Genomic DNA, 11,680 nt, shown 5'->3' with positions numbered 1-11,680 from the left:
GACCACCGTACGCCGGACAGAACCCGCCCTCCCGGGGGCCGAGCCCCTTTTCAGGCTATCGGCGCCCACTGACAACGCGGCAGCCGCTCACCTCAACCGCTGGCTGATCACCTTCGAGACGCCGTCGCCCTGCATGGAGACGCCGTACAGCGCGTCGGCGACCTCCATCGTGCGCTTCTGGTGCGTGATCACGATCAGCTGCGAGGACTCCTGGAGCTCCTGCATGATCCGGATCAGCCGCTGCAGGTTGGTGTCGTCGAGCGCCGCCTCGACCTCGTCCATCACGTAGAACGGGCTCGGCCTGGCCTTGAAGATCGACACCAGCATGGCCACGGCGGTCAGCGACCGCTCACCGCCCGAGAGCAGCGAGAGCCGCTTGACCTTCTTGCCCGGCGGCCGCGCCTCGACGTCCACGCCGGTGGTGAGCATGTTGTCGGGGTCGGTCAGGATCAGCCGCCCCTCACCGCCCGGGAACAGCCGGCTGAAGACGCCCTCGAACTCCCGCGCCGTATCGCGGTACGCCTCGGTGAAGACCTGCTCGACCCGCTCGTCGACCTCCTTGACGACCTGGAGGAGGTCGGCGCGGGTCTTCTTCAGGTCCTCCAGCTGCTCGCTGAGGAACTTGTGCCGCTCCTCCAGCGCCGCGAACTCCTCAAGCGCGAGCGGATTCACCTTGCCGAGCTGCTGATACGCGCGCTCGGCGGCCTTCAACCGCTTCTCCTGCTCCGCCCGTACGAACGGCCGCGGCTTGTTGCGCGGATGCTCGGGGTCCTCCGGCAGCTCCTCGCCCTCGGCGGGCAGGGAGGGCGGCACCAGCTGGTCGGGCCCGTACTCCCCCACGAGCCCGGCGGGTTCCACGCCAAGCTCCTCCAGGGCCTTGGCCTCCAGCTGCTCGATCCGCATCCGCTTCTCGGCGCCGAGCACCTCGCCGCGGTGCACCGAGTCCGTCAGCTTGTCGAGCTCGGCCTTGAGATCGCGCCCCTGGCCGCGCGCCGCGGTCAGCTCCTGCTCGCGCTCGGCCTTGGCCCGCTCGGCGGCATCACGCTCCTCCTGCGCCCGTACGAGGGAGACCTCGACGTGCGCGAGCAGCTGGCGCGCACCGGAGGCGACGGCCTCGGCGACAGCCGCCTCGTACCGCATCCGGTTGCGCCGCTGCTCGGCCCTGGAGCGGGCCTCGCGCTCGGCGCGCGCGGCCCGGTCGAGCCCGTCGGCCCGCCCGGCGAGCCCCTTGACCCGCTCCTCGTGCGTACGCACCTGGAGCCGGGCCTCCATCTCCGTCTGCCGCGCATTGGCACCGTCGGCCGACAGACGGTCCCGTACGGACGTGTCGGGCTCCTCCTCGACCGGCGCCTCCTCGGCGACGGCAAGGCGCTCCGCGAGCTCCTCGGCGTCCATCAGCGCCTTGTCGAAGGCGTCCTGCGCACGCGCCGCCGCGGCCGTGGACCGCTCGGCCTCACCGGCCGCTCCGCGCGCCTGCCCGGCGAGCCGCCCGAGCTGCTGGGACACGGCCGACTTCTCGCGGTCGGCGGCCCGGCGCCGCTCCCCCAGCTCCTCGACGAGCGCGGCGCACTCACGCCGCCGCTCGGTGGCCGCGTGCTGCGCCTCGGCCAACTCCTCGCACAGGACGGAGAGTTCCTCCAGCTCGGCCGCCGCCTCATCCACGGAGGCCTGCACTTCGAGCAGGCTCGGCGCACCCGCCGAACCGCCCTGCGCGAAGTGCGCCCCGAGCAGATCGCCCTCGGCCGTGACGGCCGTCAGCTCCGGCCGGGCGTAGACCAGATCCTCGGCGTCCTCCAGCGTCCCGACGACCACGATCCCGCGGAGCAGCCTGCGTACGGCGGACAGCAGCTCATCGGGCCCGCGCACGAGGTCGGCCGCGAACGGCGGCCCGTCCGGCCGCTGCTCCTGCCGTACCTCGTCGGGTCCGCCGGCGAGCAGTATGGCCGCGCGCCCCGCGTCCTGCTTGCGCAGGAGCCGGATCGCGTCCGCGGCGGTCGCGGGCGTGGACACGGCGATCGCGTCGGCTGCGGCACCGAGCGCCGCGGCCACGGGAACCTCGTACCCGGGAGCGACGGAGAGCAGCTCGGAGGCCGGGCCCAGGAGCCCGGTCAGGCGCTCCTTGGCGGCAAGCAGCGTGCCCGTACCGTCCTTGCGCCGCAGCCCGAGCGCGAGCGCCTCGCGCCGCGCGGCCACCGCCGCCCGCTTCCGCTCGGCCGTGGTGGCCGCCTCGCGCGCGGCGGTCAGCGCGGCCTCCGCGTCGGCAAGTGCGCGCTTGGCGGCGTCGTGCTGCTCGCCGAGCTCGGAGTCATCGGCGTCGAGCCCGTCGACCTCGGCCTTGAGCTGCTCGTACTCCTCCTGCGCCGCGACCGCGCGCTCATCGGCCTCGTCCCGCGCGAGCGCGAGCCGGTCGATCTCGGCCTGGGCCGAAGCGGCCCTGCTGCGGGCGGCGTTGACCTGCCCGGTCAGCCGCGCGAGCCCTTCACGCCGGTCGGCGATGGCCCGCGCCACGTCCTTGAGCCGCCGCTCCTCGGCGGCCAGGGCGCGCTCCAGCTCGGCCCGGTGCGCGACCGTGTCATCGAGCGCGCGCTGGGCCGCTTCGAGCGCGGCCTCCAGCTCGGCCTCCTGCTCACGGATCCGCGCGGCCTCGCGCTCCATGTCCTCGGGTTCGCGCCCGCGCCGCTCCTCGGGCGGCGCCGCCGTCGCGCTCTTCACACGGGCGTCGGCGAGACCGATGGTGCCGCGCACGCGCTCGGCCAGCTGCGACAGCTCGTACCAGGTCTGCTGAGCCCGCTGCAGCCGCGGGCTCAGCCGCCGTACCTCGTCCTCCAGATCGGCCTCGCGCGCGAGCGCCGCCTTGAGCTCCGCCTCGGCGGACTCCTTGCGCCGCTTGAGCTCGGCCTCGTCCGCGATCTCGGTCCGCAGGGCTTCCTTCAGCCGTACGAGATCGTCGGCGAGCAGCCGCAGCCGCGCATCGCGCAGATCGGCCTGGATGACGGCGGCCCTGCGTGCGACGGCGGCCTGCCGGCCAAGGGGCTTGAGCTGGCGGCGCAGTTCGTCGGTGAGGTCCTGCACGCGCGCGAGATTGGCCTGCATCGCGTCCAGCTTCCGCAGCGCTTTCTCCTTGCGCTTGCGGTGCTTGAGTACGCCTGCGGCCTCCTCGATGAAGGCCCGGCGGCCCATCGGATCGGCATGCAGGACGGAGTCGAGCTGGCCCTGCCCGACGATGACATGCATTTCACGGCCGATGCCCGAATCGGACAACAGCTCCTGAATATCGAGGAGTCGGCAGGTATCACCATTGATCTGGTATTCGCTGCCGCCGTTGCGGAACATGATCCGCGTAATGGTGACTTCGGCGTACTCGATGGGCAGCGCACCGTCGGAGTTGTCGATCGTCAGCGACACTTCGGCCCGGCCGAGCGGCGGGCGCCCGGTGGTGCCGGCGAAGATGACGTCCTCCATCTTGCCGCCGCGCAGCGACTTGGCCCCTTGTTCGCCCATGACCCAGCTCAGCGCGTCCACGACATTGGACTTGCCGGAGCCGTTCGGTCCCACGACACAGGTGATCCCGGGCTCGAACCGGAGCGTCGTCGCCGAGGCGAAGGATTTGAACCCGCGGAGGGTCATGGCCTTGAGGTGCACGCCGACGGACTTTACCGGGCGGGGGCCGCGGTACAGGAGGCAAGTCCGAGTGCGGCGAAGCGTTCCCTGGATGAACTCACGGTTTCGCCAGGGAAGATGCAGGGCACATCAGACTTGTAAGGACACGGCGGGGGCCTGCGGCATATCCGCACGAAAGAAAAAAGGGACGCCGAAGCGTCCCTTGCATTTCTTGTTCAAGCGGCTGACATGGGCAGCCTGATCTTGTCCCGCAGCGGACGAAGATCAGGTGAGCGCAGGCTCCGCCTGGGGTACGTCGAGAAGCTCGCTGTGCGAAGCGACAGCAGTAGCCGTCAGCGCGTCATTCTCGGCCTGGATCCGTACGAGCTCGGATTCCAGGTCCTGTACGCGCTGCTGGAGCCGTCGCATCTCGGCGAGAAGTCGCGGGTCGGAACCGCCGACGTAACCGAGAAGCGCCTTTGCCATGATGGATGGTCCTCCACACTGAGTGACCGACCGAAGCGGTGTGGGTCGTTGGTCGTGAGGGAAATCGCACCCGCGGCTGGCTGGCACTGCTTGTCGTGCTGCCGTTCTCACATGCCAAACAGCTAGGGTGCGCGGGGCTTCCAGCGTCTCACCAAAATGTTTGACGGTCAACACGATCACACCCCGTATTGGCGGGCAAACCCGGGGGCACAGCGCCTCGAACCTTCTGGCGGTGCTCTCCTTCGGGGCCCTGGGGGCGTGGAGATCTTCGTTATCGCGCAGCCTTGCACGACATGCCGTTCTTGGCAACCACCAGGTCATTTCTGCCCCGCACAGTTGCCACCGGCATCTGCTGGAGGCCCACCCCCAGGTCGGAGCGCCGCATCCCTCAGCGAATGGCGAAGGTCTCGTAGATCCCCCGCGGTGTGTCCCAGATCTCGGTCACGCCGTCGACCCTCCCGGGAGTGTCGCCGCGCTGCAGCCAGTCCAGAAGCTGTTCGCACCCGGACCGGGTTCCCTCCGCCACGACCTGCACACGGCCGTCGTCCAAATTGAGCGCGAATCCCACCAGGCCGCCGATCTCCAGGGCTTTCGCCCTGGTGAACCAGCGAAAGCCCACTTTCTGTACTCGCCCGCGCACCCAGGCGACCATGCGTACTTCCTCATTCATGTGGGAAAGCTAACCGGCCAATTCCTCATCGAGCACTTCACCCCCATCCGTCATCGCGTACAGTCGCGAAAGATGAGCCTCACCCGTTCGGGTGAGTCACGTCGACCGTAAGACTGAGTCTGGTTCGTAAAGCACGGAAGGCCGGGAGATGGGACGCCACCGACGCGTCGCCGCCGATACGCAGCAGCCCACGGCGACGACTGGCACCGGCGGATCGCACCGTCGAAGGAAGCGCGCCGCCGCGAAGCCCGTACGCACGGGACTCCTCGGCGTCTCCGCGGCCGTGGCCCTGGGCGCCGTGGCCGTGGCCTCGGGCGTGCTGCCCGGCACGGAGAACTACCGGTTCGGCAACGAGCCCACCGACAAGGTGCAGGCCGCCGATGTATCGGGCGATGTGCAGTCGCAGGGCGGCAGCTCCAAGACGCCGGAGCGCCAGGCGAGCGAGGCCAGCCGGGACGAGGAGCGCCAGGCGCCGTCGGCGAGCCCCTCCAAGTCGACCGAGAAGCCGTCGCCCACTCCTTCGCGTACCGCCGAGGAGGACGCGAAGGACGAGACCGGCGGCGGGAACAAGACCGAGAAGCCGGCCGAGGAGAAGACCCGGGCCCCCGAGAAGTCCGCGGCCCCGGACACCCCGGACACGCAGTCCGGCGCCGAGGCCCAGGTGCTCGCGCTGGTCAACCAGGAGCGTGCGCAGGCCGGCTGCCAGCCGGTCGAGGCCGATCCCCAGCTGGCCGAGCTGGCCTCGGACTTCAGCGCCGACATGGCCGCCCGCGGCTTCTTCGACCACACCGACCCCGAGGGCGACACCCCCTGGGACCGCGCGGACGCGGTCGGCATAGCGAACCTCGGCGGCGAGAACATCGCGCGCGGCCAGGCCAACGCCCAGTCCGTCATGGACTCCTGGATGGACAGCCCGGGCCACCGCGCCAACATCCTCAACTGCGAGTACGAAACCCTCGGCGTCGGCGCCCACTTCGGCGCGGGCGGCCCTTGGTGGACGCAGGACTTCGGGTTCTGAATCCTTCTCGTCCGTACGTCAGCGGCGCCGGTCTCCGTGACCGGCGCCGCTGCGTGTCCATGGGCGAGGCGATCGCTCGTGCTGCTGTGCCAGCGTGTGCCGGTAGGCGCCGTAGAGCCACACCGCGGTCGCCATGAGAGCGAGCCAGGCGAAGCGTGGCACCGCGTACGGGGCGACGACCCAGAGCTCGTTCGACTCGGCGCCCTGATACAGCTCCTCATTGGCCGGGCCCCAGGGCGAGGCGGCTCGTCCCCATACGTAGGAAACCGGGACACAGGCGAGCACGGACAGCGCCCAGCCCCCCACGAGCCCCGAGGGAGCCGTACGGATTCCCGGAATGCAGACCAGGACGGCGATCAACGCCAGGATCACCAGGACCGCAGCTACGGGCATGCGCGGATCCTAGGCCCGCCGGCCCGTCCGCGACAGGGCTACGGACGCGGAGGCCGTTGGCACTTCGGGCAGAAGTAGCTCGAGCGGTTCATCCAGGGGCGGCGGCGCATCGGGGTCGCGCAGCGGTGGCAGGGCTCGCCCTCGCGGCCGTATGCGTCGAGGGCGCGGTCGAAGTAGCCGGACTCGCCGTTCACATTGACGTAGAGGCTGTCGAAACTGGTGCCGCCGACGGCCAGTGCGGCGTTCATCACGTCCCGTACGTGGCCGAGGAGTTCGGCGGTACGGGGGCGGGTGAAGGTCGCGGTCGGGCGCTCGTAGTGGAGCTTCGAGCGCCAGAGCGCTTCGTCGGCGTAGATGTTGCCGACACCGCTGATCAGGGACTGGTCGAGCAGCGCACGCTTGATGGTGGTGCGCTTGCGGCGCAGCGCCTCGTGGAAGGCCGCGTCGTCGAACGCGGCGTCGAGCGGGTCGCGGGCGATGTGCGCGATGACGTCGGGCAGCCCGTCGGGGGTGTTCTCGTGCAGCGAGAGGCCGCCGAAGGTCCGCTGGTCGACGAAGCGCAGCTCGGTGCCTTGATCGTCGTCGAAGGCGACCCTGATGCGGAGGTGCTTCTCGTCCGGAGCATCCGCCGGTTGCACGAGCAGCTGCCCGCTCATCCCGAGATGCGCGAGCACCGAGTACGAGGCGTCGGCGAGCGGCAGCCAGAGGTACTTGCCGCGCCGCTGGGCGAGCCCGATGCGATGCCCCTTGAGCCGGGCGGCGAAGTCCGCTCCCCCGGCGGGATGCCGACGCACCGCACGCGGGTGCCGCACCTCCACGTCCGTCACGACCCGACCACTGACCCACCGCTCGAGACCACGGCGTACGACTTCAACTTCCGGCAACTCAGGCACAGATGAAGTCTCCCACTCCCCCTGCGGGCAGCCCATTCCGCCCTTGCGGGCAGCCCGTTCCACCCCTGCGGGCAGTCGTGCCCCCTCCTGCGGGCAGTCGTGCCGCAGGGCGGCACGGGTGGGCGCAGGCCCCACGGACACGGCACATCTGCCGGAAGCGCCACCCGTCGCAACGTACGGCAGAAAAAACGCCGACGGTCCGTCACCCCGGAAAGGGGCGACGGACCGTCGTACCGAAAACCGCTACGCGGTAGCAGCGTCCGCCTCAGCCGAGGCAGATGCCGAGGCCGTGGCCTCAGCCGAGGCCTCAGCCTTGGCCCGCTCATCCGCGGCCGCACGAATCGCACGCCACGCGGACTCCGCAGCCTGCTGCTCCGCTTCCTTCTTGCTGCGGCCGGTGCCGGTGCCGTACGAGACGCCTCCGACGCGGGCGGCAGCTGTGAAGGTCTTCTCATGATCGGGGCCGGTCTCCGAGACCAGGTACTCGGGTACGCCGAGCCCTTCGGTCGCGGTGAGCTCCTGGAGACTGGTCTTCCAGTCCAGGCCGGCACCGAGTGACGAGGACTTCTCGATCAGCGGGTCGAAGAGGCGGTGCACCAGCTCCGAGGCCGAGTCGAGACCCTGGTCGAGATAGACCGCGCCGATCACCGCTTCAAGGGTGTCGGCGAGGATGGACGCCTTGTCCCGGCCGCCCGTGCCCTCTTCACCACGGCCGAGCCGGATGAAGGAACCGAGTTCGAGCCCACGGCCCACCTCCGCCAGCGCACGCGAATTGACCACCGCGGCCCGCAACTTGGCCAGCTGGCCTTCGGGCAGGTCGGGGTGGGTGCGATACAGCGTGTCCGTGACGACCAGGCCGAGCACGGAGTCCCCGAGGAACTCCAGACGCTCATTGGTCGGCAGACCGCCGTTCTCGTATGCGTAGGAACGGTGGGTCAGTGCACGCACCAGAAGGGCGGACTCGACCTTGTAGCCGAGCCGCCCTTCCAGAAGCGTGTGGGACGAGGCCGTGTTCTCCGTCTGCTTTTTGTTCGACGGTTCAGACATCGTGCCTCTCACCAGCCGCTCAGACCTCGAGGACCTGGCGCTTGTTGTAAGTGCCACAAGACGGGCACGCAATGTGCTGCAGCTTGGGCTCCTGGCAACGCTCACACGAAACCAGGGTGGGGACCGCAGCCTTCCACTGCGACCGGCGGTGGCGCGTGTTGCTGCGCGACATCTTCCGCTTCGGAACAGCCACGGCTACTTCTCCTGCTTCTCGTCGACGCCCGCTTCAGCTTCGGCGCCGCTCATCTCGTCCTTCTCGCCGCTCTGGAGCGAACCGGCGAGTCCCTGCAATGCCGCCCAACGGATGTCGGCGACGTCATGGTGGTGGTCCGGGTTGTCGTTCAGGTTCATTCCACACTCGGAACAAAGACCTGCACAGTCCTCCCGGCACACCGGCTGCATCGGCAGTGCGAGCACCACCGCATCACGCAGCACGGGTTCGAGGTCGAAAAGTCCGTCCTCGAGGGGGATGATCTCCTCGTCCTCCTCGGCGTCGTCGACCGGCTCCGCGTGCTTGCGGCCCCGGTCATCGGCGTCGGGGTACGAGAACATCTCCTGGAAGTCCGTGTCGAGCTGCTGCCCGACCGGCTCCAGACACCTTACGCACTCCCCCTCGGCCCGTGCACGGGCGGTGCCTGTGACAAGCACCCCTTCCATGACCGATTCGAGGCGGAGCTCAAGCTCCACCGGAGCGCCGGCAGGCACTCCGATGACGCCCTGGATGCCGAAGATCTCGTCCTTGGCGGGCGCCTCCACAGTGCGGGAAACGCGCTGCATGGCACCAGGACGCCGACCCAGCTCGTGCGTATCGAACACGAGAGGGTTGCGGTGGTCGAGGCGGCCGTTCAGGGCTTTTCCTGCTTTCACAATCATGGAAGTCGAGAAGGCGGCTGCCGATCGCTTCGAGCGGGCAGCCGTGATCGCGGGCGTATGCGCGACCGAAGAGCCAGGATACTGGACCTTTCGCCATCGGCCCAATCCGGTCCCCGAGGCCCCTGTTTTACGGGGGTCTCGGACCTTGTCCGTACGGGGTCCCGGGCCGTCCCGGCCCCGATCGCCGCGTCTCAGTTCTGGCCGCGCCCCTGCTCGTACTGACGGAGCTGATCGACGCTGATCATGCTGGTGTCGAACAGACTCGTCTCGTCGAGCGCCGCGGCGGCCTGCTGGTCGTCCGCCGCCGGGTAGCCATTGCCCTGGCCATAGCCGCCGCTCTGGTCGTAGCCCTGCTGCTGGTACGCGTACGGGTCCTGCTGCTGGTAGCCGTACGGGTCGGCCTGTCCGCCGCCGTTCTGCCCGTAGCCGCCGCTCTGGTCGTAGCCCTGCTGCTGATAGGCATACGGATCCTGCTGCTGGTGCGGCTGCTGCTGGTACGCGTACGGGTCGGGCTGCTGGTAGGCCTCCTGCTGCGGGAAGGCCGGCGGGTCCTGCGGGGCCTGATGCTGGGGGCTCTGCTGCTGCGGGGCCTCGGGCTCCGCCAGGTCCGCGAGGAAGTCGGCGTCCGTCGTCTGCTGCTGCGGCAGGGCGTCCAGGCGGCCGAGGTCGTCGCTGGCGATCCGGCCCTGGAGCTTCTGCCGGCCGCGGCCGACCGCCTCCAGGGTCTTGGCCAGGACCGCCTCGAAGGCGCCGAGCTTGCCGTCCACGTACTCGTCGGCCCGCTGCCGCTGAGTCCCCGGGTCCTGGCTGCGCTCGGGGGCCTCGGTGAAGTCCGGGTCCTCGTAGCCCTGCTCGTCCAGGCCCATGCCCGTACCGAGGAGCTTCTCCCGGCCGCGGCCGACCGAGCCGAGGGTCTTGGTGAGGACGACCTCGAAGTTGGCGAGCTTGGAGTCGACGTACTCGTCGGCCTCCGCCTTGATCTCCTCGGCCTCCTGGCGGGCGGCGGCGAGAATGCGCTCGGCCTCCTCCTGGGACTGCCGGGCGATCGCGGTGTCCGAGATCAGCGAGCCGCGCTCGGCCTGGGCGGACTGCACGATCCGCTCGGCCTCCTGGCGCGCCTGCTCCACCAGCTGCTCGCTGCCGCCGATGACCTGCTCGGCGTGGGCGAGCGAACCGGGCAGCGCACCGCGCACCTCTTCGAGCATCGCGAGCAGCTCGGCGCGGTTGACCACGCACGAGGCCGACATGGGCATCGATCTGGCGCCCTCGACGGCCCCGACGATCTCGTCCAGCTTCTTCTGCACGTCCACCGTGGCTCGCCACTCTCTAGAACTGGTTGGGAGACGGACGGCACGACTGTACGGCCACGGGGTGCGCCCGCGACACAAACTGACGAGCCGTCAGCTTTCGGAGCGGGTCAGTGCTCCTCGGCGAGGCGCTCGGTGAGGGCTTCGAGCACCACCGGCGGCACGAGGTGGGCGATGTCGCCGCCCCAGGTCGCGACCTCCTTGACCAGCGAGGAGGACAGGAAGCTGTAGGTGGGGTTCGTGGGGACGAAGAGGGTCTCCACGCCCGAGAGGCCGTTGTTCATCTGGGCCATCTGGAGCTCGTAGTCGAAGTCGCTGACCGCGCGCAGGCCCTTCACGATGGCCGGGATGTCGCGCTGCTTGCAGAAGTCGACGAGCAGGCCGTGGAAGGACTCCACCTCCACGTTGCCGAACTCGGCGGTGACCTGGCGGATCAGCTCGATCCGCTCGTCGACGGTGAACAGTCCCTGCTTGGACTTGTTGATCATCACGGCCACATGCACCACGTCGTACAGCTTGGAGGCGCGGGCGATGATGTCGAGATGTCCGTTGGTGATGGGGTCGAACGACCCCGGACAGACGGCGCGGCGCAACTGGTGTCCCTCGCTCTCCGGTCCGGACCGGGCGGTCATGAGTACGGTTCCTCGGCGGTCGGGGAATCCGTGTCCTCGCTGGTCGAGGCGGCGCGACCGTACCAAAACGTGCCCTCGCCGTAACGCCGGGACCTGAGTCCCTCGAAGCCGTCCGGCCAGCCGAATTCGCCGCCTCTGGTGCTGCGCTCCACGGTGACGAGCGCTTCGTCCGCGAGCCAGCCCTGGGCGGCGAGTGTGAGCAGGATCTCGCGAAGATCGTCGTCCGTGACCGCGTACGGAGGGTCGAGGAAGACGATGTCGTACGGGTCCTTCGGGGCCGGTCCCGCGACGATCTGCTCGGCTTTGCCGGCCCTGACCTCGGCGCCGGGGAGGCCGAGCGTCTTCACGTTCTCGCGGATCGTGCGGACGGCCCTGGCGTCGGCCTCGACGAGCAGGGCGTGAGCCGCGCCACGGGACAGCGCCTCGAGGCCGACGGCTCCGGAGCCCCCGTACAGGTCGAGCACGCGCTCACCGTCGAGCGAGCCGCCGAGGAGCGACTGCCACGTCGAGAAGAGGCCCTCGCGGGCGCGGTCGGACGTGGGCCGGGTGGTGTTGCCCGGCGGCACGGCCATCCGGCGGCCGCGGGCGGTGCCGGCGATCACGCGGGTCATCTGGGTCCTTGGGGGGGGTGGGCGGGTGTTGCGTCCACGATATGGGGCCGGGTGGGAGGTGGCTCGGGGGCGGGTGGGGGTGCGGGTTCGCTTGGGCCGAGGTGGGTGGCGCCTGCGGGTCCGTTCGGGCTGGGTGGGTGGCGCCTGCGG

The 11,680-nt window shown here is 69.9% G+C and carries 12 protein-coding genes; 1 reads left to right on the top strand and 11 read right to left on the bottom strand.

What is annotated here, in order from left to right; translation table 11 throughout:
- Nucleotides 1–87: 87 nt before the first annotated feature.
- The 3 genes from smc to H9Y04_RS03490 form a co-directional block, all read right to left on the bottom strand.
- Complete coding sequence (gene smc / locus H9Y04_RS03500) at nucleotides 88–3,642, bottom strand: chromosome segregation protein SMC (protein WP_187812156.1); 3,555 nt, start codon at nucleotides 3,640–3,642, stop codon at nucleotides 88–90.
- A 243-nt stretch (nucleotides 3,643–3,885) separates the two neighbouring features.
- On the bottom strand, nucleotides 3,886–4,086 hold the full coding sequence (locus tag H9Y04_RS03495) for a hypothetical protein (RefSeq protein WP_187812155.1): 201 nt from the start codon (nucleotides 4,084–4,086) through the stop codon (nucleotides 3,886–3,888).
- 388 nt (nucleotides 4,087–4,474) lie between these two features.
- Entirely contained in the window at nucleotides 4,475–4,756 is a 282-nt protein-coding gene (locus tag H9Y04_RS03490) for an acylphosphatase (RefSeq protein ID WP_187812154.1), read from the bottom strand.
- Between the two features lie 148 nt (nucleotides 4,757–4,904).
- Between H9Y04_RS03490 and H9Y04_RS03485 the strand changes: the two genes are divergently transcribed.
- Nucleotides 4,905–5,774, top strand: a complete 870-nt coding sequence (locus tag H9Y04_RS03485; protein ID WP_187812153.1) for a CAP domain-containing protein — start codon at nucleotides 4,905–4,907, stop codon at nucleotides 5,772–5,774.
- 18 nt (nucleotides 5,775–5,792) lie between these two features.
- On the opposite strand, the gene H9Y04_RS03480 is transcribed toward H9Y04_RS03485, so the two are convergent.
- The 8 genes from H9Y04_RS03480 to rsmD form a co-directional block, all read right to left on the bottom strand.
- Entirely contained in the window at nucleotides 5,793–6,167 is a 375-nt protein-coding gene (locus tag H9Y04_RS03480) for a hypothetical protein (RefSeq protein ID WP_187812152.1), read from the bottom strand.
- Nucleotides 6,168–6,205: 38 nt separating this feature from the next.
- Nucleotides 6,206–7,060, bottom strand: coding sequence for a bifunctional DNA-formamidopyrimidine glycosylase/DNA-(apurinic or apyrimidinic site) lyase (gene mutM / locus H9Y04_RS03475; RefSeq protein WP_187812151.1), 855 nt, complete (start codon nucleotides 7,058–7,060; stop codon nucleotides 6,206–6,208).
- 243 nt (nucleotides 7,061–7,303) lie between these two features.
- Complete coding sequence (gene rnc, locus H9Y04_RS03470) at nucleotides 7,304–8,107, bottom strand: ribonuclease III (RefSeq protein WP_187812150.1); 804 nt, start codon at nucleotides 8,105–8,107, stop codon at nucleotides 7,304–7,306.
- Nucleotides 8,108–8,126: 19 nt separating this feature from the next.
- Complete coding sequence (gene rpmF, locus H9Y04_RS03465) at nucleotides 8,127–8,300, bottom strand: 50S ribosomal protein L32 (protein WP_003965982.1); 174 nt, start codon at nucleotides 8,298–8,300, stop codon at nucleotides 8,127–8,129.
- 2 nt (nucleotides 8,301–8,302) lie between these two features.
- A complete protein-coding gene (locus H9Y04_RS03460) occupies nucleotides 8,303–8,980 on the bottom strand; it encodes a YceD family protein (RefSeq protein ID WP_187812290.1) in 678 nt (225 codons plus the stop codon).
- Between the two features lie 191 nt (nucleotides 8,981–9,171).
- On the bottom strand, nucleotides 9,172–10,290 hold the full coding sequence (locus H9Y04_RS03455; protein ID WP_187812149.1) for an ATP synthase subunit B family protein: 1,119 nt from the start codon (nucleotides 10,288–10,290) through the stop codon (nucleotides 9,172–9,174).
- Nucleotides 10,291–10,397: 107 nt separating this feature from the next.
- Nucleotides 10,398–10,880, bottom strand: a complete 483-nt coding sequence (gene coaD / locus H9Y04_RS03450) for a pantetheine-phosphate adenylyltransferase (RefSeq protein ID WP_214660833.1) — start codon at nucleotides 10,878–10,880, stop codon at nucleotides 10,398–10,400.
- Nucleotides 10,881–10,915: 35 nt separating this feature from the next.
- Nucleotides 10,916–11,530, bottom strand: coding sequence for a 16S rRNA (guanine(966)-N(2))-methyltransferase RsmD (rsmD, locus tag H9Y04_RS03445; protein WP_187812147.1), 615 nt, complete (start codon nucleotides 11,528–11,530; stop codon nucleotides 10,916–10,918).
- Between the last annotated feature and the right edge of the window lie 150 nt (nucleotides 11,531–11,680).

This window comes from Streptomyces polyasparticus (genome assembly GCF_014493765.1).
Lineage (GTDB): Bacteria > Actinomycetota > Actinomycetes > Streptomycetales > Streptomycetaceae > Streptomyces > Streptomyces polyasparticus.
This window is presented reverse-complemented; position numbering and strand designations above follow the sequence as displayed.